The 21,680-nt window shown below is 67.6% G+C and carries 16 protein-coding genes; 14 read left to right on the top strand and 2 right to left on the bottom strand.

Annotated features, from left to right (window positions below; genetic code table 11):
• Positions 1-38 precede the first annotated feature (38 nt).
• Positions 39-2,150, bottom strand: coding sequence for a S9 family peptidase (locus ETC07_RS05720; RefSeq protein ID WP_136247547.1), 2,112 nt, complete (start codon positions 2,148-2,150; stop codon positions 39-41).
• 72 nt (positions 2,151-2,222) lie between these two features.
• On the opposite strand from ETC07_RS05720, the gene ETC07_RS05725 reads away from it, so the two are divergent.
• From ETC07_RS05725 to ETC07_RS05760, 8 genes are all read left to right on the top strand, one after another.
• Positions 2,223-2,657 carry a hypothetical protein gene (locus ETC07_RS05725; protein WP_136247548.1) on the top strand — a complete coding sequence of 145 codons (435 nt, stop codon included), beginning with the start codon at positions 2,223-2,225 and terminating at the stop codon, positions 2,655-2,657.
• Positions 2,658-2,665: 8 nt separating this feature from the next.
• Complete coding sequence (locus tag ETC07_RS05730; RefSeq protein WP_136247549.1) at positions 2,666-4,510, top strand: vWA domain-containing protein; 1,845 nt, start codon at positions 2,666-2,668, stop codon at positions 4,508-4,510.
• Positions 4,503-5,300: a class II glutamine amidotransferase gene (locus ETC07_RS05735; RefSeq protein ID WP_136247550.1), complete on the top strand. Its 798-nt coding sequence runs from the start codon at positions 4,503-4,505 to the stop codon at positions 5,298-5,300. The genes ETC07_RS05730 and ETC07_RS05735 overlap by 8 nt, the downstream gene beginning before the upstream one ends.
• Before the next feature lie 243 nt (positions 5,301-5,543).
• Positions 5,544-7,226 (top strand): AMP-binding protein, encoded by a 1,683-nt coding sequence (locus ETC07_RS05740; protein ID WP_136247551.1) that lies wholly within the window; start codon positions 5,544-5,546, stop codon positions 7,224-7,226.
• 203 nt (positions 7,227-7,429) lie between these two features.
• Positions 7,430-11,446, top strand: a complete 4,017-nt coding sequence (hrpA, locus tag ETC07_RS05745) for an ATP-dependent RNA helicase HrpA (protein WP_136247552.1) — start codon at positions 7,430-7,432, stop codon at positions 11,444-11,446.
• 119 nt (positions 11,447-11,565) lie between these two features.
• Positions 11,566-12,339 (top strand): MlaA family lipoprotein, encoded by a 774-nt coding sequence (locus ETC07_RS05750; protein WP_136247553.1) that lies wholly within the window; start codon positions 11,566-11,568, stop codon positions 12,337-12,339.
• A 9-nt stretch (positions 12,340-12,348) separates the two neighbouring features.
• Positions 12,349-13,539 carry a PP2C family protein-serine/threonine phosphatase gene (locus ETC07_RS05755; RefSeq protein ID WP_136247554.1) on the top strand — a complete coding sequence of 397 codons (1,191 nt, stop codon included), beginning with the start codon at positions 12,349-12,351 and terminating at the stop codon, positions 13,537-13,539.
• Entirely contained in the window at positions 13,526-14,035 is a 510-nt protein-coding gene (locus tag ETC07_RS05760; RefSeq protein ID WP_136247555.1) for an STAS domain-containing protein, read from the top strand. The genes ETC07_RS05755 and ETC07_RS05760 overlap by 14 nt, the downstream gene beginning before the upstream one ends.
• Before the next feature lie 95 nt (positions 14,036-14,130).
• Here ETC07_RS05760 and tal read toward each other — a convergent pair whose 3' ends face one another.
• A complete protein-coding gene (tal, locus tag ETC07_RS05765) occupies positions 14,131-15,069 on the bottom strand; it encodes a transaldolase (RefSeq protein ID WP_136247556.1) in 939 nt (312 codons plus the stop codon).
• Between the two features lie 129 nt (positions 15,070-15,198).
• Between tal and ETC07_RS05770 the strand changes: the two genes are divergently transcribed.
• From ETC07_RS05770 to pstB, 6 genes are all read left to right on the top strand, one after another.
• Entirely contained in the window at positions 15,199-16,383 is a 1,185-nt protein-coding gene (locus tag ETC07_RS05770; protein WP_136247557.1) for a multidrug effflux MFS transporter, read from the top strand.
• Positions 16,376-17,110: a sulfite exporter TauE/SafE family protein gene (locus ETC07_RS05775; protein ID WP_136247558.1), complete on the top strand. Its 735-nt coding sequence runs from the start codon at positions 16,376-16,378 to the stop codon at positions 17,108-17,110. The genes ETC07_RS05770 and ETC07_RS05775 overlap by 8 nt, the downstream gene beginning before the upstream one ends.
• A 113-nt stretch (positions 17,111-17,223) precedes the next feature.
• A complete protein-coding gene (locus ETC07_RS05780; RefSeq protein WP_136247559.1) occupies positions 17,224-18,237 on the top strand; it encodes a PstS family phosphate ABC transporter substrate-binding protein in 1,014 nt (337 codons plus the stop codon).
• A 112-nt stretch (positions 18,238-18,349) separates the two neighbouring features.
• Positions 18,350-19,606, top strand: a complete 1,257-nt coding sequence (gene pstC / locus ETC07_RS05785; RefSeq protein WP_136247560.1) for a phosphate ABC transporter permease subunit PstC — start codon at positions 18,350-18,352, stop codon at positions 19,604-19,606.
• 17 nt (positions 19,607-19,623) lie between these two features.
• On the top strand, positions 19,624-20,790 hold the full coding sequence (gene pstA, locus ETC07_RS05790; RefSeq protein WP_136247561.1) for a phosphate ABC transporter permease PstA: 1,167 nt from the start codon (positions 19,624-19,626) through the stop codon (positions 20,788-20,790).
• A gap of 103 nt (positions 20,791-20,893) precedes the next feature.
• Complete coding sequence (gene pstB / locus ETC07_RS05795) at positions 20,894-21,676, top strand: phosphate ABC transporter ATP-binding protein PstB (RefSeq protein WP_136247700.1); 783 nt, start codon at positions 20,894-20,896, stop codon at positions 21,674-21,676.
• Positions 21,677-21,680: the final 4 nt, after the last annotated feature.

Below are 21,680 nucleotides of genomic sequence, written 5' to 3' on the forward strand. Positions count from 1 at the left end.
CCGGCTGTCAGGCATCGCCTCAATGAAAGCGGTGAGGCTCAGGCCTCGCGCTCTTCCAGCCCCAGCGCCCACAGGATGAAGGCATCCTGGCGGGCGTCGTCGTGCCAGCCCTTGAAGCGCCCGGACGCACCGCCGTGGCCGGCCTCCAGGTCGGTACGCAGCAGCGTGGGGTGATCGTGGCCGGTCGCGCCGTGACGCCCCGCGAGCTCGGTGAGTCGGGCGTAGAGCTTGGCGGGCTCCCAGTAGGGCACCCGGGTATCGTGCCAGCTGCCTTGCAGGAACACCGGCGGCCAGGCGTGCTCGGGCAGGTTGTCGAGCGGTGAATAGTCGCGGATGCGGCGGTAGACGACGGGGTCGCGGGGGTCTCCCCATTCGCTGTACTCGGCGATGGTCAACGGCAGCTCGGGGTTCTGCATGGTGCGCAGCACATCGACGAAGGGCACGTCGAGCACCGCGGCGCAGAAGCGTTCCGGCGATAGGTTGAGGCTGGCGCCGACCAGCAGCCCGCCGGCGCTGGCGCCATAGGCGGCGATACGCTGGCCGTCGCTGATGCCCGCCTCGACCAGCGTGTCGCGGGCGGCCAGGAAGTCATGGAAGCCGTTGGCCTTGTGCTCGAGCTTGCCGTTCAAGTACCAGGGTTCGCCGCCGTCGCCGCCGCCGCGCACGTGGGCGACCGCGAAGGCCGCGCCCCGGGCCAGAAGCTCCAGGCGGGCCACCGAGAACCAGGGGTCGAGCGTCTCGCCGTAGGCGCCGTAGCCGTAGAGCAGGGTGGGCAACGGCCGACCGACGAGGTCGGCGCGCATGACCACCGAGACCGGCACTCGCTCGCCGTCGTGGGAGGTCGCCCATAGCCGCTCACAGGCCAGCTGGCTGGGCGCGAGGTCGCCGTGCACCGGCTGTTGCTTGAGGCGGCGGCGCTCGCCGCTGTCCAGGTCGAGCTCGGTCCAGGTCGCCGGCAGGGTGAAGGATTCCTCGCGCAGCCGCAGGCGGCGCTCGGCGAAGTGCGGGGCGTCGGCCAGCGACAGGCTGCAGGGCGTCTCGGGAAGCGGCAGGCGCTCGTCGCGCCGGATGCCGTGATCGGCATCGAGTTCGATCACCCGCAGGTAGACCTGGGCCTGGTGATGGTCGCGTTCGCTGGCCACCAGCCCCCAGGCGAAGGCATCGATGCCTTCCAGGGTGGTGTCCTGGCGGTGTTCGATCAGCCGTTCGGACTGGCCCTCGGAATCGGCCTCGTCGACCCGATCGAGGCAGAAGTGCGGCGCCTCGCGGTTGTGCAGCACGTAGAAGTGCCCGGGGCGATGGTCCACGCCATATTCCACGCCGTGCTCGCGGGGGCGAAACAGGCGGGGGGCGGTGGCCGGCGCCGCCGCCGGAACCAGATGGGCCTCGCTGGTGTCCTTGGAGGCCGATTCGAGTATCAGCCATTCGCGCGAGCGTGTCTTGCCCAGGCCCAGCCAGAACTCGGGGTCGTCCTCGTGCAGCATCAGTGCCGGCTGCCCCGCGCTGGGTGTCGCCTCGAGGTTCAGCGGCAGCCGCCAGATGCTTTCGGGCCGCTGGGTGGCGTCATAGCGAGTGAACAGCAGGGTGGTGCCGTCTTCGGCCCAGCACAGCTCGGGGCCGATCTCCTCGAGCAGTGCCCGTGGCTCGCCGCTCGGCAGGTGCTTGAGCCACAGGGTGTAGATCTCGTCGCCGCGGGTGTCCTCGCTCCAGGCCAGCCAGGCCTCGTCCGGTGACAGTGCCATGTCGCCGATCTCGAAGAAGGCGTGGTCCGCGGCGCGCTGCTCAAGGTCGAAGAAGGGCTCGCGGCGTTCGGGGGCACCGTTGGGGTGGCGCCACCAGATGGGGTGGTCGGCGTCCGCGGCCGTCTCGCTCCACAGCGTGAAGTGGTCGAGCGCCGTGGGCAGGCCGTTGACGGCCAGCTCGCGGCGGGCCAGGTGGCCGTGGTAGAGGCGCTCGGTGAGGGCATCCAGGGGGGCGAACCAGGCCTGGGAATGGGCGTTGGCGGCTTCCAGGAAGGCGCTCACCTGGGGGTCGTCGCGGTGTTCCAGCCAGTGCCATTCAGGGGCATCGTCGCGCCGGAAGGTGGCGGTCGGGTGGGGGATGTCGCAGGCGTTCGCCTGGCCGGGATCACGTGGCGGCTGTGCTTTCATGGTGCGAGATGTACCATACTCGAAGTGAATTCAACGAAGTGCGTCTTTCGACGCCGCAATGACGAGGTACCGATGCTACTTTCGGATTCGATGTCACTACTATGGCTGACCTATGCCGCGCTGTCTCTGGTGGTGCTGGGCACCGGCTACCTGGGGCTGGCCTTCTTGCCGCGGTTGCCACGGCTGATGATCACCTGGGCCGTGGCGGCGATCATGTGGGTGCCGGCGAGCTTCCAGCTGCCGCTGACGGCCCAGGAAGGCGTCTATCATGGCTTCGCGCCCGCGGTGGTGGTCGCCGGGCTGTCCTTCCTGTCGAATGATGGCGGTGCCATGCTGCCGGCGCTGATGCTGGTGGTGGTGGCCGCCGGCCTGGGGGCGCTGTTCGGACTGCTGCTGTGGCGCCGCGGTCGGCGCGCGGATGTGGGGCAGACGCAGCGGCGCGATGCCGCGGAAGAGGGTAGCCAGGACGGCGCCAGGAAGGAACGACGGGAGCCGGTGGTCGGCTAAGGACGTTCATGAACAGAGGAAGTCTGGGTGACGGGGGCGCAGGGCGCCTCGCCCGGTGGTGCCTGCTGTGCCTGATCGGGATCGGCGTGGCCGTCTCGACGGCACACGCCGAGCAGCAGCGAGCCGATGTGCGGGCGGTCGTGGATGTGTCTGGGAGCATGAAAACCCATGATCCCGAGCGTCTGGCGGCGAGCGCCATGGGGCTGTTGGTCTCGTTGCTGCCGCAAAGCGCCAGCGCGGGGGTCTGGTCCTTCGGGGAACGGGTCGATAACCCGCTACCGTTGGCGCGAGTCGGGGATGACTGGCGCGAGCGGGCGCTGTCGTTACCGCCGGCGCAGCGCGACCAGCAGTACACCGATATCGAGGCCGCCCTGCGTCAGGCGGTCGAGGCCGGGGGCGGCGACGGCCGGCAGCTGATCCTGATGACCGACGGGGTCATCGACCTGCCGCCCGGGCGCGGTGACAAGCCTGCCATCGACCGTGCCTCGCGCCGCCGGATCGTCGAGGAGCTGGCGCCCGAACTCGCCGAGCAGGGCGTCACGGTCCATGCCATCGCCTTCTCCGGCGAGGCCGACCTGGCGCTGGTCGAGCGCCTGGCCCAGCGCACCGGTGGGCTGGCCGCCCGTGTGGATTCCCCGGAAGGCCTGATGGGCGCCTTCCTCGACATCTTCGAGCGGATATTCCCCAAGGATCGCCTGCCGCTGGATGAAGAGGGCGAGTTCGAGGTCGACGAAGGCGTGGATCGCCTCTCGGCGCTGATCCTCCACGATGCCGAGGCGTCGCCGCTGACACTGGTCGCCCCCGACGGCACCCGCTACCGCGCCGATTCGGCGCCGGACGGCGCGCGCTGGCAGGTCGAGCCTCGCTTCGACCTGATCCGCCTTCCCGACCCGGAGGCCGGCACATGGCGCCTCGAGGGGCCGGTCGGCGAGGGCAGCCGTATCAGCATCGACGGCCCCTGGCGGCTACGCACCGGGTCGCTGCCGGCGACGCTCTACCGTGGCTTCCCGGTGCCGGTGGAGGCCTGGCTCGAGAGCGAACAGGACGGGCTTCCCCTGCCGGGCGGGCTGACCCTCGAGGTCTCGCTGGCATCTCCCGATGGCGAGACGGTGTCCTCGGCGACGCTCAGCGCCGATGATCAGGGTCGCTTCCAGGGCGAGTTGCCGGCGCCGGCGCTGACCGGTAATGCGCAACTGATGATCCGTGCCTCCGGCGAGGGCTTCACTCGCCAGCGTCGTCAGGCGGTCAACGTGTTGCCGGCGATCGGCACGCGCCACGATCCCGACGCCGGGCGCGTGGTGCTGGCCGCCGAACATCCTCGCCTCGACCGCGACAACACGCGGATCCAGGGCGAGCTGCGTGGCACGGCGCTGACCGCCGAGCCGGTCGGCGAGCGGCGCTGGGAGATGGCCTTGCCCGAGTTCGATCCCGACCTGCGACAGCCGTTGACGCTGACCGCCCGCGTCACCCTGGACGGTGAGACCCGCGAGATTTCCTTGCCGCGGCTGATACTCAATCCCGATGCGCGGGTCGGTATCAGTGGCGCGGAGGCGGGCCCGACGCTTGCCGCCGAGCGCTTCGCCTCGGGCGACGCCGAAGACGGCCCGCCGTCGGCCGAGGCGCCGGGCATCGCCGATCGCTTCGTCGAGGGCGTCAACGCGTTGCCGGCCAAGCTGGATCAGGCCTGGCAGGAAGGCTGGCCGGGGCTGGTCGAGCGGGCCCGTGGCTGGACCGCCTCGCCACTATTCTGGACCCTGCTGGCGCTGGGGATCGGCCTGGTGCTGCTGCGTCTGCTGTGGCGCTATACCAGCCGCCCGCGTTCCTCCCGCGAGCGTAAGGATCCCCATGTGTGAGCTGCTGGGCATGAGTGCCAACGTGCCGACCGACATCTGCTTCAGCTTCACCGGCTTTCTGACCCGCGGCGGTGGCACCGGCCCGCACCGCGACGGCTGGGGCATCGCCTTCTACGAGGCCGGCGGCTACCGCGATTTCCGTGACCCGCATCCCTCGGCGCATTCGCCCATCGCCCGGCTGATCTGCGACTATCCGATCAAGTCGCACATCGTGATCAGCCACATTCGCCAGGCCAACGTCGGCCAGGTACGCCTGGCCAACACCCACCCCTTCACCCGAGAGATGTGGGGGCGGCCCTGGTGCTATGCCCATAACGGTCAGTTGGCCGGCTGGGAGGCGTTGCCGCTGTCGTTCTATCGGCCGGTAGGGGGCACCGACAGCGAACACGCCTTCTGCTGGCTGATGGGCGAGCTGCGCCGTGCCTTCCCCGAGCCGCCGCACGAGCGCGAGGCGCTATGGGCGCACCTGCACGGGCTCTGTGAACGTCTGCGCGGGCTCGGGGTGTTCAATCTACTGCTGGCCGACGGCGAGCATCTCTATACCTACTGCTCGACCAAGCTGGCGCACATCACGCGCCGGGCGCCCTTCGGGCAGGCGAGCCTCTCGGACGCCGAGATGACGGTGAACTTCGCCGAACACACCACGCCGGATGATACGGTCTCGGTGATCGCCACCGAGCCGTTGACCGATAACGAGGAATGGATGCGCATGGCGCCCGGGGAGTTGCTGGTGTGGCGGGATGGCGATATCCAGGGACGCTTCGGCGGCCACGATCAAGCGAAAGTTTAAAACACTAGTTTCAATCGCTTGTTTTCAGGGCCGGGCGACTGGGATAGGCTGAAGGCCGGCTGGCTTCGATACGCCGGCACACGGCGTCATCGTCATCAGCCACCCAGCGTCGTCAGGACGACGCTTCCGAACGATGCGGCCTAGCAAGATGTCATAACAACAGGTCATGACTACGTTTCACAACAACGTTTCATAACAACAAGGCGCGATCCTCGCAGGGTCGACCACAGCCTGGAGAATGCCATGAGCGAGCACGCCACGCCTGCCGTCCTGCGCGGCCCCGAGCTCGAGGGGTGCGATGACTATGCCTCGGTGCTGGATGTCTTCCACACCGCGATCGAGCGCTTCGCCGACAAGCCCGCCTTCACCTGCATGGGCCAGACCCTGAGCTACCGCGAGCTCGATCGCCTGTCGGGCGATTTCGCCGCCTGGCTGCAGCACGAGACGGCGCTCGAGCCCGGCGACCGCATTGCCATTCAGCTGCCCAACCTGCTGCAGTTTCCGGTGGCGGTGTTCGGCGCGCTGCGGGCCGGCCTGGTGGTGGTCAACACCAACCCGCTCTATACCGAGCGTGAGATGGCCCACCAGTTCAAGGACTCCGGTGCTCGGGCCATCATCATCCTGGCCAACATGGCGGCCAAGCTCGAGGCGATCATCGGCGACACCGACATCGAGCGGGTGGTGGTGACCGAGATCGCCGACCTGCATGCCTTCCCCAGGCGGCCGCTGATCAACGCCGCGGTCAAGTACGTCAAGAAGATGGTGCCGGCCTATCGCTTGTCCGGGGCGTGGGGCTTTCGCGCGGCGCTCAAGCGCGGGGCAGGCCTCGAGCGTCGCGAGTGCGGCCGGGAGGCCGACGACATCGCCGCCCTGCAATACACCGGCGGCACCACCGGGCGTGCCAAGGGCACCATGCTGACTCACGGCAACCTGGTGGCCAACATGCTCCAGGCGCGCCAGGCGATCGGCCCGGGGCTCTCCGAAGGCGGCGAGACCATCGTCGCGCCGCTGCCGGTCTACCATATCTATACGTTTACCGTGAACTGCCTGTTCATGCTGGAGACCGGCAATCATTCGGTGCTGATCCCCAATCCCCGCGACCTGGACGGCTTCGTCAAGACACTGAAGTCGGTGCCTTTCACCGGCTTCGTGGGTCTCAACACGCTGTTCAACGCGTTGTGCCAGCGCGAGGACTTCCGGCGCCTCGATTTCTCGTCCTTGCATCTGACGATCTCCGGCGGCATGGCGCTGACCAGCGCCGTGGCCAAGCGCTGGGAAGAGGTAACCGGCTGCCCGATCGCCGAGGGCTATGGGCTCACCGAGACCTCGCCGATCGCCAGCTTCAATCCCGTCGACGATATTCGTCTCGGCACCATCGGCAAGCCGGTGGCGGGCACCGAGGTCAAGGTCGTGGATCTTGAGGGCCATGACTTGCCGCTGGGGGAGACCGGCGAGCTGTGCGTCAAGGGTCCCCAGGTGATGAAGGGTTACTGGCAACTCGAGGCCGAGACCGCCGAGTCGCTCGATGCCGATGGCTGGTTTCGTACCGGCGACGTGGCGACCTTCGGCGACGACGGCTACATCCGCATCGTCGATCGCAAGAAGGACATGATCCTGGTCTCTGGCTTCAACGTGTATCCCAACGAGATCGAGGACGTGGTGGCGAATCACCCCGGGGTGTTGGAGGCCGCGGCCGTGGGAGTGCCCGATGAAACCAGCGGCGAGGCGATCCAGCTGTTCGTGGTGGCCAAGGATCCGGACCTGGATGCCGAGACCCTGCGAGCCTGGTGCAAGGGTGAGCTCACCGCCTACAAGGTGCCGCGCCAGGTGGTGTTCCGCGACGAGCTTCCCAAGACCAACGTCGGCAAGGTGCTGCGCCGCCAGCTGCGCGACGAGGCGCAAGACGACGGCGACGAGGCCTCGTGAGCCAGCATCGGCCGGTGGGCCGGAGCACGCGCGCCGCCCTCGCTGGCGTTCGCTCGACGGTCGAGCCTTCATCGGCACGGGAAACCGGCGGCGATTAGCCCCCGAGGTTCTCCCGGCGTTACAATGTAGAGCCCGCATCGGATCACCGATGCGGGTCTTTTCGTCGTCCCGCCCGCCCGATCACCGGAGCCTTCGAGTCCATCGTGAGTACCCTGACCCAAGCCCCCGACGCGCCCGAATCCGATGCCGCCGCCCTCGAGGCCCTCAAGGGCGAGCTCGACGGCGTGCAGCTGCGCGACGCGCCCCGCCTGGGCAAGCGCCTCGCCGGCCTGACCCGGCGCCTGCGCCAGGGCAAGCCGGTGGATCGCGGCCTCGCCGAGCTGCGCCGTGAGGTCGAGCGCTCCCGCGCCCGGGTCGAGGCTCGGGCGTCGCGCCCGATACGCTTGTCCTACCCCGAAGAGCTGCCGGTCGCCGAGCGGCGCGAGGACATCCTCGAGGCCCTGGGCGATCATCAGGTGGTGGTGGTGGCCGGCGAGACCGGCTCGGGCAAGACCACTCAGCTGCCCAAGCTGTGCCTGGAACTGGGGCTGGGGCGACGCGGGCTGATCGGCCATACCCAGCCGCGTCGGCTGGCGGCACGCTCGGTGGCCACGCGCCTGGCCGAGGAGATGGAGGTGCCGCTGGGCGAGCAGGTCGGCTACCAGGTGCGCTTCACCGATCACACCGACGATGCGACTCGGGTCAAGCTGATGACCGACGGCATCCTGCTGGCCGAGACCCGTCATGACCCCGACCTCAGCCGCTATGAGGCGATCATCATCGACGAGGCTCACGAGCGCAGCCTCAACATCGATTTCCTGCTCGGCTACCTGAAGCGCCTGCTCGAGCGGCGCCCCGACCTCAAGGTGATCATCACCTCGGCGACCATCGACGTGCAACGCTTCGCCGAACACTTCGCGCTGACGGGCCCGGATGGCACGCGGCGCCCGGCCCCGGTGGTCGAGGTCTCGGGGCGCACCTATCCGGTGGAGGTACGCTACCGGCCGCTGACCCGCGAGGCCGAGGACGAAGAGGACCGCACCCTGCAGGAGGGCATCCTGCAGGCCGTGGAGGAGATCCAGGCCGTCGAGCGCGAGAAGGGCTGGCTTCATGGCCCACGCGACATCCTGGTGTTCTTGCCCGGCGAGCGCGAGATCCGAGAGGCCGCCGACACCCTGCGTCGCGCCGAGTTGCGTGACACCGAGATCCTGCCGCTCTATGCGAGGCTCTCCAACGCCGAACAGAATCGCGTCTTCGCCGCCCATCGCGGGCGTCGCATCGTGCTCTCCACCAACGTCGCCGAGACCTCGCTGACCGTGCCGGGCATCCGCTACGTGATCGACCCGGGCCTGGTCCGCATCAGCCGCTACAGCTATCGATCCAAGATCCAGCGCCTGCCGGTGGAGGCGGTCAGCCAGGCCAGCGCCGACCAGCGCAAGGGGCGCTGCGGCCGGGTGGCCGAGGGCCTGTGCATCCGCCTCTATGACGAGGAGGACTACCTCGGACGCCCCGAATTCACCGACCCCGAGATCCGGCGGACCAACCTGGCCTCGGTGATCCTGTCGATGCTGTCGCTGAAGCTCGGCAGCATCGAGGCCTTCCCGTTCGTCGATCCTCCCGATTCGCGTTTCGTCACCGATGGCTTTCGGCTGTTGTTCGAGCTCGGTGCGGTGGACGAAGGGCAGCGCATCACGCCGCTCGGCCGCAAGCTGTCGCGGCTGCCCATCGACCCACGCCTGGCTCGCATGCTGCTGGCCGGCGCCGAGCAGGGTGGGTTGCGCGAGGTGCTGGTGGTGGTCTCGGCGCTGGCCATCCAGGACCCGCGGGATCGTCCCGCCGAGAAGCGCCAGGCCGCCGACCAGGCGCACCGCCGCTGGCAGGATCCCGACTCCGACTTCGTGGCGCTGCTCAACCTGTGGCATGGCTTCGAGGCCGCTCGCGAGGAACTCTCCGGTAATCGCCTGCGGCGCTGGTGCAAGGATCATTACCTCAACTACCTGCGCCTGCGCGAGTGGCACGATACCTTCCGCCAGCTGCGCCAGCTGCTGCGCGACATGGACATCGCGGTGCCGGCGCCGACGCCACTGCCCCGCACCGATGACGACGGCGAAGCCGCCAGCCAGGCCCGCCGTGAGAGCGCGGTGCGCCTGCACAAGGCATTGCTGCCGGGGCTGCTTTCGCACCTCGGCCAGTTCCTGGAGAACCGCGAGTACCAGGGCGCGCGCAACCGCAAGTTCATGATTCATCCCGGGTCGGGGCTTTCCAAGAAGACGCCCAAGTGGCTGATGGCCTTCGAGCTGGTCGAAACCACCAAGCTATTCGCCCGCAGCGTGGCGAAGATCGACCCGGCCTGGATCGAGCCGCAGGCCGGCCACCTGGTCAAGCGCAGCTACAGCGAGCCGCATTGGGAGATGAAGCGTGCCCAGGTGGTGGCCTTCGAGCAGGTCACGCTGTTCGGCCTGGCGATCGTCAACCGACGTCGCGTGCACTATGGCCCCATCGCGCCGACGGAAGCCCGTGAACTGTTCATCCGCCGGGCGCTGGTGGAGGGCGAGTTCAAGACCCGCGGCGAGTTCTTCACCCACAACCGGGCGCTGGTGGCGGAGGTCGAAGACCTCGAGGACCGCGCCCGCAAGCGCGACATCCTGGTCGACGAGGAAGCACTCTACGACTTCTACGACGCGCGGATCCCCGGCGACATCGTCAACGGCAAGGGCTTCGAGGCCTGGCGCAAGCAGGTCGAGCGTGACGACCCGGATGCGCTCAAGTTCGACCGCGCCGCGCTCTTGGCCCGAGAGGCCGACGAGGTCACCCAGGCCGACTATCCCGACGAGCTGGCCCTACACGGCGTGCGCTACCCGCTCGCCTACCATTTCGCCCCCGGCGCCGCGGACGACGGCGTGACCCTGACCGTGCCGGCGGCGATGCTGCCGCAGCTGCCGGAAGGGCGTCTGTCGTGGCTGGTGCCGGGCCTGCTGCGCGAGAAGTGCATCGCGCTGCTCAAGTCGCTACCCAAGTCGATTCGTCGCCAGGTGGTGCCGATCCCCGACTGGGTGGATGCCGCCCAGCAGGCGATGACGCCCGATGACGTACCGCTCACCGAGGCGCTGGGCGAGTTCCTGCGGGTCAAGACCGGGGTGCGACTGCAACCCGACGATTGGCGGGTCGAGGCGCTCGAGCCTCATCTGGTGATGAACCTGCGGGTGGTCGACCACGAGGGCCGTGAGCTCGGCCAGGGGCGCGACATCCGTGCCCTGGTACAGCGCTTCGAGGATGCCGCCGGGGAGGGCGCCCGGGCGCTGGCCGTCGAGGCCAGCGAGGCCGAGGCGCTCGAGACCCTGCCCGAGGCGGCGCTGCCCGAATCCCGGGTCACCACCCAGGCCGGCATCCGCGTCGAGGCCTATCCGGCCGTGGTGCCGGAGGATGACCGCTTCAGGGTCGAGCTGTTCGACCACCCCGACAAGGCCCGTGAGGCCCATCGCCGCGGCGTGGTACATGCCGCCATGGCGCGACTGCCCGACCAGGTGCGGGCCATCGAGCGCCTGCCCGGCCTGCCACCCTGTGCGCTGTTGTTTGCCAAGGTGGGCAGCAAGCGCCAGCTGGCCGACGACCTGGTGAGTGCGGTCTTCCGGCAGGTGGTCGCCGTCGACCCGTTGCCGCGTTCCCGCGACGAGCTCGAGGCGCGCCTGGCCGAGACCCGCGAGGCCCTGGTGCCCCACGCCGAGGCCCGGCTCGGTATCCTCAAGCCGGCGCTGGAAGGACACCTCGCGGTGACCAAGGCGTTGAAGGGCAATCTCAATCTCGCGCTGGCGCTGGTATACAGTGATCTCAAGGCCCAGATGCAACGCCTGGTGCATCCGGGCTTTGTCTCCGAGGCTGGTGATTGGCTGGCGGAGTACCCGCGCTACATGGAGGCGGCACGAGTCCGCCTGGAGAAGGCGCCCCGCGAGCGCATGCGCGATCAGATGCACATGCAGGCCGTGCAGGACTTCGAGTCGCGGCTGGCCTCTCGCCGCGACAGCGAACAGCGCGGCGGCATCGAGGATCCGGCGCTGGTCGAGTTCGGCTGGTGGATCGAGGAGCTACGCGTATCGCTGTTCGCCCAGCAACTGGGGACGCGGATGGCGGTATCGGAGAAACGCCTCGAGAAGCGCTGGAAGGAATTGACCGGGCGTGCCTGAAGGCGGCGCTCGGGCTGGAGTGTTGAGGCGCCGCGGGCTACAGTGCCGGCAGCGTCGTGGGCACGTGACACCGATCGACAAGGAATACCAGAATGACGCGTAGGGAGACCGTTCGAGCCATGAAACCGACATTCGCGGGCCATCGGGCCGGCCAAGGCCTGGCGGCGCTTTGCGCCCTGCTGCTGCTGACGGGCTGCGCGACCACCTCGGGCGCCGGCGACGCCAACCCGGATGACCCCTGGGAGGGCTTCAACCGTGGGGTGTTCGCCTTCAACGAGACGCTCGATCGCTACGCCCTCAAGCCGGCGGCCCAGGGCTACCGCTTCGTGACGCCGGATCCGGTGCAGACCGGCGTCGGCAACTTCTTCTCGAACCTCGGCGAGATCGGCAACACGGTCAACAGCCTGCTGCAGGCCAAGCCGGGCAATGCCGGCATCGCGAGCGGGCGCTTCTTGATCAACTCCACCGTAGGCGTGTTCGGCGTCTTCGACGTGGCCACCCGCATGGAACTCACCGGGCGCGAGGAAGACTTCGGCCAGACCCTGGCTACCTGGGGCGTGGGCGAGGGCCCCTATCTGGTGCTGCCGCTGCTGGGGCCGAGCACGGTGCGCGCGAGCGCCGGGCTGCCGGTGGACTGGTACACCGACCCGTTGACCTACGTGGAGGAGGACAAGGTGCGTTACGGCCTGCGTGGGTTGGACGTGATCGATACCCGGGCCGGGCTGCTCGATCAGGAACGCCTGATCCGCGGTGATCGCTACAGCTTCATCCGCGACAGTTGGCTGCAGCGTCGACGCTTCGAGGTCAACGACGGGGAGATGGGCGACGATCCCTTCGCCCAGGACGACTTCGGCTTCGACGATGCCGACTTCGATGACGCCTTCGCCGAGTGAGGCCATAGCATGCCTGGAGCCAACGAGCTGATCGGCCTGATCGATGCCCCCGGGGCCGAGCGCGACGCCCTGGCCGAGATCATCGGTCGGGAAGGGCTGGCGGTGGCCGCCGTGGGACACATCGATCAGCTACCGGCCGAGGCGGTGCTTGTGGTGGCGCATACCCGCGCGGTGCCTCGTGTGGCGTGGCAGGCGCTGGCCGAGCGGTTGCCGACGCTGGTGGTCAGCGACGAGCGCCAGGACAGCGACCTGCTCCAGGCGGTGGACGCCGGGCTGGTGGACTATGTGATCGAGCCGCGTCGCCATGGCCACCTGCTGCGGCGCATGATCCGCCGGGTCATCGATCTCAATCGCCTGGCCCAGGAGCGTGAAAACGATCGCGCCCAACTGGTCGAGCTCAACGAACGCCTCGAGACGCATCTGGCGATGCTGCGCCTCGACCAGCAGGCCGGCGGTCAGATCCAACGCAAGCTGCTGCCGCCACGTCCGCAATGCATCGGTGGCGTGAGCTGCGACTACTGGCTGGTGCCGTCACTCTACCTGTCCGGCGACTTCCTCGACTTCCAGCGCTTCGATGATCGCTACAGCCTGTTCTATTTCGCCGATGTCTCGGGGCACGGGGCGTCGTCGGCCTTCGTCACGGTATTGCTCAAGTCGCTGTCCAACCGCTGGCGGCATCAGTGGGACGGCCAGCACCCCGAGCGCCTGGCGCCGCGCTGGCTGGCCGGGCTGAATCGCGAGCTGCTCGATACCGGCATCGGCAAGCATGCCACGCTGTTCGTCGGCGTCATTGACCGGGAGCGTGGCTATCTTCACTATTCGCTCGGCGCGCAGCTGCCCATGCCGATCCTGGTGGCCGACGGAGAGGCGCGTTATCTGGAAGGGGAGGGCATGCCGGTAGGACTGTTCCCGGATGTCGAATATCCGATGCTCGGGTGTGAGCTGCCGGCGGACTTCCGGCTCTGGCTGTGTTCCGATGGTATCCTCGACTGCCTGCCCGGCGAGACCCTGGAGGCCCGGCTCGAGGTGCTGCGAAGCCGCACCGAGCACGGTGCGACGCTCACGACCCTGCGCCAGGGGCTTGCCCTGCACTCCGACATCGCCGAGGCTGAAGGTGAGGACGATCCCTCCGACCGCCACGAGCTTCCCGACGACCTGACGATCATGACATTGAGCGGATTTGGCAATGATGATGCATGAAGGCCGCCTCAAGGCGGCGTTCGATTCTGGTGTGTTCGTGCTCAAGCTGTGCGGGGATGTTCGGCTCACGCTCTGTGCGACGCTCGATACCCAGGCCCAGCGGCTGGCCGAGACCCCGGGGCTGACGGCGGTGATGGTTGACCTGCGCGAGGCCACCAACGTCGACTCCACGGCGCTCGGCTTCCTGGCCAAGGTGGCGATGGCGCTGCGAGGGCGGCTTCAGCAGCCGCCGACCATCGTCGTCGATCATCCCGATGTCCGCCGCATGCTCGATGTCATGGGCTTCGCTCACTACTTCACCCTGGTGGAGTCGCCAATCACCGAGCCCCATGAGCTGCGCGAGTTACCCGAGGTGCCCGCCGATGAGGCGGGCATGCGCCAGCGCATCCTCGAGGCGCACCGCATCTTGATGCACATGAACGAGCATAATCGTGAGGAGTTCCAGCCGTTGGTCGAGATGCTCGAGGTCCAGAAGAACGGGGTGCCGAAAGGCTGAAGCGGATGGCGACATGCCGCCCTGGCCGGGCGACGAACGAAGGGGAGGCGCCGGTCGGCGCCTCCCCTTCGTGTTACTGGCCCAGCGTCGTGGGATCAGCCCTTGCGCAGCTCGCCCAGCAGCGTCTCCAGCTGGCGTTGATCGGCCATGAACTTGCGAATGCCCTCGGCCAGTTTCTCGGTGGCCATGGGGTCTTCGTTGAGTGCCCAGCGGAAGTCGGCCTCGTTCTGCGGTTCCGGAGTACGGGTCTCGGCGTCCAAAGGCGACAGGCGGCGCTCCAGCGGTTCCTGGCGCTCGGCCAGTTCGCCGAGCAGGGCCGGTGAGATCGTCAGTCGGTCGCAACCGGCCAGCGCCGTGATCTCGCCGCGGTTGCGAAAGCTGGCGCCCATCACCACGGTGTCGTAGCCATGGCCCTTGAAATGCTCGTAGATGCGCCTGACCGATTGCACGCCGGGGTCGCGGTCGCCCTCGAAGTCGGCCTGGGGGTCCTGGGCCTTGTGCCAATCGAGGATACGGCCGACGAAGGGCGAGACCAGGGTGGCGCCGGCATCGGCGCAGGCACGCGCCTGATCGAAGTTGAACATCAACGTCAGGTTGGTGTGAATGCCCTCGCGTTCCAGCACCTGGGCGGCGCGAATGCCTTCCCAGGTGGCGGCGAGCTTGATCAGCACCCGCGCCGGATCCACGCCCTGGCGCTGGTAGCGTTCGATGAGCGAGTGGGCCCGGTCCAGCGAGGCCTGGGTGTCGAAAGAGAGTCGTGCACTGACCTCGGTCGACACGTAGCCCGGCACCAGGGCGCTGATTTCGCTGCCGATATCGACCGCCACAGCGTCCAGGGCGTCGTCGATGTCGGTGGCCTGGCGGGCGATCTCGCCGAGCCGGGCTCGGCGGCCCTCCTGCTGGGCGGCTTGCAGGATCAGCGAGGGATTGGTGGTCGCATCGGTGGGCTGAAAGCGGCGAATCGCCTCGATATCGCCGGTGTCGGCGACCACGGTGGTCATGCCCTTGAGTTGCGTCAGCAGGTCGTCTGCCATAGTTCGTGAATCCTCCTCGTGTCTGGGAACCACTGTAGCAAGCGCCGCGCAGCGAAAACAGGCGCCGCAGGCACCCATGAGACAGTTACGTTATCATTAGCCCCCTTGTGGAATTCTCTAGGAGGTCGCTTGACCCTCAGTGCTCGACGCGTGGCCCTGTTGGTGGCCGCCAACACCGCCCTGGCTCCCTTCGCCATCGACGCCTATCTGCCGGCCATGCCCGCGCTGGCCGACACGGTCGGGGCGAGTGTCCATCATACCGAGCTGTCGATCAGCGTGTTCCTGCTGGGTTTCGCGTTCGGGCAGTTGTTCGGTGGCCCGATGTCGGACCGCCTGGGGCGTCGTCCGGTGTTGCTCAGCGGGCTGGTGGTGTTCCTGCTGGCCAGCCTGATGATCATGCGTATCGAGACCCTCGGTGAACTGCTGACCTGGCGCTTCGTTCAGGCCCTGGGTGGGGGTGCCTGTGTGGTCAACTCCGCGGCCATCGTGCGTGACTGTTTCAGCGGGCGCGAGGCGGCCAAGGTGATGTCGACCATGGCCATGATCCTGATGCTGGCACCGCTGGTGGCGCCAGCGGTCGGCAGTGGCCTGTTCTACCTGGCCGACTGGTGGTTGATCTTCGCCTTCCTGGCGGTCTATGCGGCCTTCCTGCTGTGGCTGATGGGGACTCGTTTGCCGGAGACCCGTCCCGTCGATGCCCCGGTGGCCTCGGCGGGGCAGGTGTTGCGTAATTACTGGAGCGTGCTGCGCCATCGCGAGGCCATGGGCTATGTGCTGTCGGTGGCGTCGACCTTCTCGGGGATGTTCGCCTTCATCACCAGCTCGCCGTTTCTCTACATGACCCACTATGGCGCCTCGCCGGCGGTCTATCCGCTGGTGTTCGGCGCCAATGTGGTGGTCATGGCGTCCTCCAACCGCCTCAACATCCGTCTGCTGCGCCGCCGCACGCCCCAGCAGAACATGCGCCTGGGGCTCGGCGTGCAGTTCTGTGTGGCGCTGGCGCTGGTGGCGCTGGTGGCGAGCGGGCTGGATTCGCTGTTCACGGTGGTACCGCTGATCATGGTGTTCATGGGCATGGTGGGGTTGATCACACCCAACGCCATCGCCTCGATGCTCGAGCATTTCAGTCACATGAGCGCCACCGCCACGGCACTGCTGGGTTGCATCCAGTTCACCAGTGGCGCCCTGGCCGGGGCGGCGGTCAGTGCCTTCGAGGTCAACAGTGCCTGGCCGATGGTGTTGACCATGCTGGGGGTATCGCTGATCGGCAACCTGGCCCTGCGTCGGCTGGTGGGGTGCCCCACGCATGCTTGACGGCTTGCTGATATGGCTCGACATGCCTCTCTGGCGCTGGGCAGGCTGTGCGTCGGTTCTGGTATTGGGGGCCTTCGTGCAGCGAGCCACCGGCTTCGGCCTGGCGGTGGTCGGGGCGCCGCTGTTGCTGATGCTCGAGCCGCGCCTGGTGCCGGTGACGCTATTGCTGATGGGCTTCATGCTCTCGTTGTTGATGCTGCGTCACTATCGCCGCGAGGTGCACCTGGGCGAGATCGGCATGGCGCTACTGGGGCGCCTGCCGGGCAATGCGCTGGGGCTTGCGTTGCTGGTGACCGCGTCGACGGTTTGGCTGGAGCGTTGGATCGCTATCGGCGTGCTGTTTGCGGTGGCGGTCAGCCTGAGCCGCGCGCGCCTGCCGCTCAATCGGTTGACCCTGTTCGTCGCGGGCCTGCTCTCCGGCGTGTTCGGCACCGTGGCGGCCATCGGGGGGCCGCCCATGGTCCTGTTGATGCAGGGCATGGCGCCGGATCGCGTGCGCGGCAACCTGGCGGCCTTCTTTCTGATCACGTCGCTGATGACCCTTTTGACCCTGGCCTTGGCGGGCCGGGTGACGGTCTGGCACCTGGGCGTGTCGGCGACCTTCTTGCCGGCCCTGTGGCTCGGCAACCGGCTGGCCGCACGCGCGGCGGCCCGCCTTGACCGGCGTCGCCTGCAACAGGCATCGCTGTTGCTGTGTAGCCTGGCGGCCCTGGGGCTTTTGATCTGAAGGCGATCCTTCCCGTCGCTTAGTGCGTCCTGGTTGTCATGAAGCTGTCATTTTCGTGGGGCATCGTGTGTCCCGCGACAGGATGATTTCTTCCCCGACCAGGAGCTCTCTCCATGAACCGTATCCTCCAGACCACCGCCATCGCCGCTGCCGTCATGGGTATCGCCGGTGTCGCCCAGGCCCGCGATCAGGTACGCATCGTCGGATCCAGCACGGTGTATCCGTTTGCCAGCTACGTGGCCGAGGAGTTCGGTGCCACCACCGACTTCCCGACGCCGGTCATCGAGTCCACCGGCTCCGGCGGTGGCTTGCGACTGTTCTGCAACGGCATCGGTGAAGGGACGCCTGACATCACCAACGCCTCGCGCCGCATGAAACCCTCCGAGTTCGAGCGCTGCGCCGACAACGGCGTCACCGACATCACCGAGGCCTTCGTCGGCTATGACGGCATCGCCTTCGCCGAGTCCAACGCCAATCCCGCCATCGACCTGACCCTCGAGCAGATCTTCAAGGCCCTGGCCGCCAAGGTGCCGGTCGAGGGCGAGCTGGTCGACAACCCCTACACCCGGTGGAGCGACATCGACGCCTCGCTGCCGGACCGCGAGATCGCCGTCTATGGCCCGCCTACCACCTCCGGTACGCGTGATGCCTTCGAGGAGCTGGTGATGGAGGCCGCCTCGGAGGACATGGCGGTCTATGGCGGTGAGGGTTACACCGATATTCGCGCCGACGGCGCCTACATCGACGCCGGCGAGAACGACAACCTGATCGTTCAGCGCCTGGCCGAGAATACCAATGCCTTCGGTATCTTCGGCTACTCCTTCCTGGAAGAGAACGCCGACAGCCTGATCGGCGCCAGCATCGGTGGTGTCGAACCGACGCCTGCGGCCATCGGCAGCGGTGAGTATCCGGTGTCTCGTTCGCTGTTCTTCTACGTGAAGAATCAGCATGCCGACGAGGTGCCGGCCATGAACGCCTACGCCGAGATGTTCATGAGCGAGCAGATGATCGGGGAGCTGGGCTACCTCAAGGGTGTCGGCCTGATCCCGGCGCCGCAAGCGCTGCGTAGCGAGGCGCGTGATGCCGTCGCCAACCACGAGCCGCTCGAACTGGCCGATATCGACTAAGGGACGGGGCTAAGCCCCGAGCCGGCCGGCGGCCCCGGGCCGTCGGCCGGCTCGCGTTCCGACGGGGTGCCGGGCTTGGCGCCCCGCGGATTCTTTCAGCCGAGAGACCACCATGCCGACCAACCAACTCTTCGCCCTGTTCTGCGGCACACTGCTGGTGCTGGGCCTGATTGCCTACCTGGCGGGGCGCTACAAGGCCGTCAGGGTGCGTGCCAGCGGCACCGCGATGCACGCACAGCCCGATCAATACGCCTGGTTCAGCGTGCTCTCCACCGCCGGCCCCGCCATCGCCGTCGGCGCGCTAGGGGGCATCGCCATGCTGTTGCTGGGTGCCGAGATTCCCACGCCATATCTGCTGGCCGCGAGCCTGGGCGTCGGCGGCGTCGGGCTGTTCGCCGGCCTGCGGCGGGTGCGCCCCGACTTCCATGCGCGCAAGGCCCTCGAGAGCGTCGTGCATGGCTGCTTGGCTGGTGCCGCCCTGATCTCGATCTTCACCACCTTCGGTATCCTGATCTCCATCGTCGGCGAAGCCATCCGCTTCTTCCAGATGCAGAGCTTCTGGGACTTCATCACCGGCACTACCTGGAACCCGGGGGCCAGCTTCCTGGAGGCCGCGGGGCGCGCCGAGGAAGGCGCCAGCGCCGCACAGTTCGGTTCGATCCCGCTGTTCGCCGGTACCTTCATGATCACCGCCATCGCCATGCTGGTGGCGATCCCCGTGGGCCTGCTGGCGGCGATCTACATGGCCGAGTTCGCACCGGCGCGGGTGCGCACCCTGGCCAAGCCGGTGCTCGAGGTCCTGGCCGGCATTCCTACCGTGGTCTATGGCTTCTTCGCGGCCATCAGCGTGGCGCCGATACTGGTCGATGTGGCGGGCCTGTTCGGCCTCGATGCCTCCTTCAACAACGCCCTGGCGCCGGGCCTCGTCATGGGCATCATGATCATCCCGTTCATCTCCTCGCTGTCGGACGACGTGATCAATGCGGTGCCGGACAGCATGCGCCAGGGCTCCCTGGCGTTGGGCCTGACCCGGGGCGAGACCATCCGCGACGTCGTGCTGCCGGCGGCGCTGCCGGGCATCATCTCCGCGGCGTTGCTGGCGATGTCCCGGGCGATGGGCGAGACCATGATCGTGGTCATGGCCGCCGGCATGCGGCCCAATCTCACCGCCAATCCACTCGAGGACATGACCACCGTGACGGTGCGCATCGTCGCCTCGCTGACCGGCGATCAGGAGTTCGCTAGCGCGGAAACGCTCTCGGCCTTCGCCCTGGGGCTGGTGCTGTTCGTGGTGACGCTGTCGCTGAACCTGGTGTCGGTGATCATGATCCGCCGGTTCCGCGAGAAGTACCGGATCAACAACCTCTAACGCTGGGAGCCATTCCGATGAGCCAATCCTTCGACGAGATCAGCGCCCAGCTCCGGCGTCGTCATCGCAAGACCACCCGGTTGAAGTGGATGTCCATGGGCGCTTTGGGGCTGGCGGCCCTGTTCCTGGTGGTGTTCTTCGGCGACATGCTGGCCAAGGGCCTGCCGGCCTTCCAGCAGGCACAGATCCAGGTCCAGGTCGACTACAACGAACGCGCCGCCGAACTGCCCTTGGCCGCCGTCCAGGAAGACGTGCGCCCGCTGGTCAGCCGTGGCTACCTGCGCCTGATCCCCGGGCGCATGGAAGACAACCCCGAGCTGCTCGGCACCACGCGCAAGGAGTGGGTGCTGGCCGACAGCGCGGTCGACCAGTACTTGAAGGGCCACCATACCGGGCTGCGTGACGGGCAAGCGGCGGTCGTGGAACGCCTGCAGGCCGATGGGCGCGCCGAGTTGCGCTTCAACAGCGGCTTCTTTACCCGCGGCGATTCCAAGATGGCGGAGCTTGCCGGTATCGCCTCGGCGGCCATGGGTACGCTGATGACGCTGCTGGTGACGCTGGCCGTGGCCTTCCCGATTGGCGTGATGACCGCGGTGTATCTCGAGGAGTTCGCGCCCGACAACCGTCTCACCCAGCTGATCGAGATCAACATCAATAACCTGGCGGCGATTCCCTCGATCCTGTTCGGCCTGCTGGGCCTGGCGATCTTCATCAACGTGTTCGGGGTGCCGCGTTCCTCGCCGCTGGTCGGCGGCCTGACGCTGGCCTTGATGACCCTGCCGGTGATCATCATCGCCACCCGCACGGCGCTGCGCAGTGTGCCGGACAGCATCCGCCATGCCGCCTTCGGCGTCGGCTGCTCGCGCTGGCAGGTGGTGCGTGACCATGTCCTGCCGCTGGCCCTGCCGGGCATCATGACCGGCTCGATCATCGGCCTGGCCCAGGCCATGGGCGAGACGGCGCCGCTGATCATCGTCGGCATGGTGGCCTTCATTCCCGACGTGGCGGCCTCCTTCAGCGAGGCGGCCACGGTGCTGCCGGCGCAGATATTCACCTGGGCGGGCGAGCCCGAGCGCGCCTTCGTCGAGAAGACCTCCGGGGGCATCCTGGTGCTGCTGGCCGTGCTGATCTCTCTCAATGCCACCGCGGTGGTACTGCGCAAGACCTTCGAACGTCGCTGGTAACGCCTTGACGACCCTGCGACCCGACACAGGACTCACCATGATGAATATGCCAGTTTCCGAGCGCAGCCTGGGCCCCGCGGCGGGGCAGGGTACCGGCCAGCCGATGGTCAGAAACGACAATGCCCAGCATGAACTGAGCGTGCGGGTCCGCGACTTGAACCTCTGGTATGGCGAGACCCAGGCGCTCAAGAACATCGACATCGACGTCTATCAGCACAACATCACGGCGCTGATCGGTCCCTCCGGCTGCGGCAAGTCGACCTTCTTGCGCTGCCTCAACCGCATGAACGACCTGATTCCTGGCGTGAGCCTCCAGGGCCTGGTCGAGATGGACGGGCGTGACGTCAACGAGGCCCGGATGGACGAGGTGGCCCTGCGTCGCCGCGTGGGGATGGTGTTCCAGAAGCCCAACCCCTTCCCCAAGTCGATCTACGACAACATCGCCTATGCGCCGCGCATGCACGATCTGGTCAGTCGCAAGGTCGACGTCGACGAGCTGGTGGAACGCGCGCTGCGCGACGCCGGGTTGTGGGAGGAGGTCAAGGACAAGCTGCAGGAGCCCGGTACCTCGCTGTCCGGCGGCCAGCAGCAGCGCCTGTGCATCGCCCGGGCGATCGCCGTGCGCCCCGAGGTCATCCTGATGGACGAGCCGAGCTCGGCCCTGGACCCGATCTCCACGGCCACCATCGAGGACCTGATGGACAAGCTGAAGCGCCAATACACCATCATCACCGTGACGCACAACATGCAACAGGCCGCGCGGGTCGCCGACTATACGGCCTTCTTCCACCTGGGCGAGCTGGTCGAGTACAACGATACCCAGACGATGTTCTCCAACCCGGCGACCAAGAAGGCCGAGGACTACATCACCGGGCGTTATGGCTGATGGC

The sequence above is a fragment of the Halomonas borealis genome (assembly GCF_004798905.1).
In the GTDB taxonomy this organism is placed as follows: Bacteria; Pseudomonadota; Gammaproteobacteria; order Pseudomonadales; family Halomonadaceae; genus Halomonas; species Halomonas borealis.